Origin of the sequence: Clostridium thailandense (assembly GCF_019207025.1) — a bacterium.
Lineage (GTDB): Bacteria > Bacillota > Clostridia > Clostridiales > Clostridiaceae > Clostridium_AM > Clostridium_AM thailandense.
Genome location: NZ_JAEEGC010000109.1, coordinates 1 through 2,130, shown reverse-complemented (window position 1 = coordinate 2,130; position 2,130 = coordinate 1). Strand labels below are relative to the sequence as shown.

Annotated in this window: 1 protein-coding gene and 2 pseudogenes; 1 reads left to right on the top strand and 2 read right to left on the bottom strand. The window is 26.5% G+C overall.

All coding sequences use genetic code 11. From position 1 onward, the window contains the following. Together I6U48_RS19635 and I6U48_RS19630 are read right to left on the bottom strand one after the other, a co-directional pair. Positions 1-422, bottom strand: a pseudogene (locus tag I6U48_RS19635) (hypothetical protein); the annotation flags it as partial. A 370-nt stretch (positions 423-792) separates the two neighbouring features. Further along, a pseudogene (locus tag I6U48_RS19630) lies at positions 793-891 on the bottom strand (ATP-binding protein); the annotation flags it as partial. 385 nt (positions 892-1,276) lie between these two features. Between I6U48_RS19630 and I6U48_RS19625 the strand changes: the two are divergent. Beyond that, positions 1,277-2,074: a ribonuclease H family protein gene (locus tag I6U48_RS19625; RefSeq protein ID WP_218322174.1), complete on the top strand. Its 798-nt coding sequence runs from the start codon at positions 1,277-1,279 to the stop codon at positions 2,072-2,074. Positions 2,075-2,130: the final 56 nt, after the last annotated feature.

The window sequence follows — 2,130 nt, the reverse complement described above, 5'->3', positions numbered from 1 at the left end:
CTGTTATGAGCTTTAATTTTATAATAATAGGTTTTATTAGATTTCAAGTTATCGTCTGTGTAACTTGAAGTTGTAACAGTATCAATCTTAGAATATGTTCCAGAAGATGAAGTTGATCTATAAATATAGTAAGATGTTGCTCCACTAACAGAATTCCAATCTAATGATATTTTAGAGTTGCTTTTAGCTTTTGCAGTAAAGCTAGTTGGAGTATATAAACTATTATTAACGGCTAGAATATTATAATAGTAAATTGTATCCTCCGTCAAATTTTTCTGTTTTGTTTGTATACTTGGAATTTGTTGTAAATTTTCCTGCACAGTAGCAGCGTTGACTACCTTAGTATTAAACATTGTACTTAGACTTAATACACATACTAAGCTTAAAGCATCAACAGGTAATTTTTTCCTAAATTTAGACATATTATACCTCCTTCTATATTTATATTTATTAAGTCCCCCTCTACTTTTAAAAAGTTATTTAGATATTCTTAATAAAAAACATACAATTTTACCAAATATTATTTTATACAAAATACATAGTAAAACTTCCAATGCACTATGGCAAATAAATACAACTACATTATATAGTATACCACACTTAACGATTAAATGAAAAATCAAAATAGCAAGTATAGTTGAAAATATACACTCTATCCCTTTTTATATTTTTCCTATTAAAACCTTTAAAACCTTTTCCTTAAGCCTATACTACTTAGAATAAATATCTGACAATTCAATATTGGCTCTTTCAACTATATTGTTTGAATAAATAATATAGTTATTTGATACTATTTCTGCTTAAGGAAGTATCGACTTGACTAAAACGCTCAAATATATCAAGCTTATCATTTGGAATACCTATACCTGTATCCTTAATAGAGATAACTATTCAGACATTCTCCAATCATTTGTGTATATAATTTTCTATTCTATAACACATTGGATAATCCTTCTAAATATTCAAATTTACTGTCAACAAAAACAACTTAATTACTATTTTACTCAAATAACCACAGAAAAAGAAATTTATTCATAAATACTATTGAATAATTTAAAGATTAATGCATATAATCTTTAAAATTCAACACATGTTGCCTAGGCTAATATATAATATTGATATATAATATAAGCATAAAAACTATTAATGAAAGAACTTACATAAATAAATTTTTTGATAAATAGCAAATATGTAAACAGAATAAAAATAGCTTTAAATTAATATATAGAAAATATATTAGTTTAGTTATAAACCCATGCTAAAGGAGTAATCCCATATGAAAATGCTGTTATTTAAAATGGAAATAATAGATGTTCTAAATAACAATTATAAAATCAAGATAAGTAATGATATAGAAGATACTTTAATAGAATTTAACCCTTATAAAAAAGAACTAAATTTTATTGATAATAATACTTTGGCTTATTGTCTTAAGGATAACGAATATCAGCTTAGAAAAATGCTTCATAATAAACGTATAGATACCTACTATGTGGGCTTTAACGTCAAACTTGTTTTAAGATGGAATAAAGATGTAGCAGCTTTTAATGATAGAAGTAAAATAGTAGTTTTAGACAAGAGAAACAATGATAATCATAGTTATGTTATAAATGAAGATAAATACGAAGCAAAAATTTATAAAATATTTTCAGATGCCTGCTATTTCGAAAATAAAAAGTATGGTGGCTTTGCTTTTATAATAGAAGATTTAGAAGGAAATTATAAGCTACACACAGAAAAAGTTCGGGAAATAGGCAGTAGTCAAGCTGAACTTATAGCAGTTATAAAAGCTATTGAATTACTAAAGGACATTGAAAAAATAAGAATAGTAACTGACAGTCAATATGTAAGGAAAGGCCTAACAGAATGGATTCCTTGTTGGAAATTAAATGATTTTAGAACCATCAATGGAGAATCAGTTAAAAACATTGAGAATTGGCTTCACTTTGATAATGTCTGTAATGGAAAATATATTGAATTTCAATGGATAAAAGGACATTCTAACCATTTTGAAAACTCTCTTTGTGATATGTATGCAAGGGACGCAGCAGAGACACCCTCACCAGACACTTAACTTATGCTCCGGGAGATGTTTCCAAGCTTCAGCACTATAAAAACTTTTAGTCAATC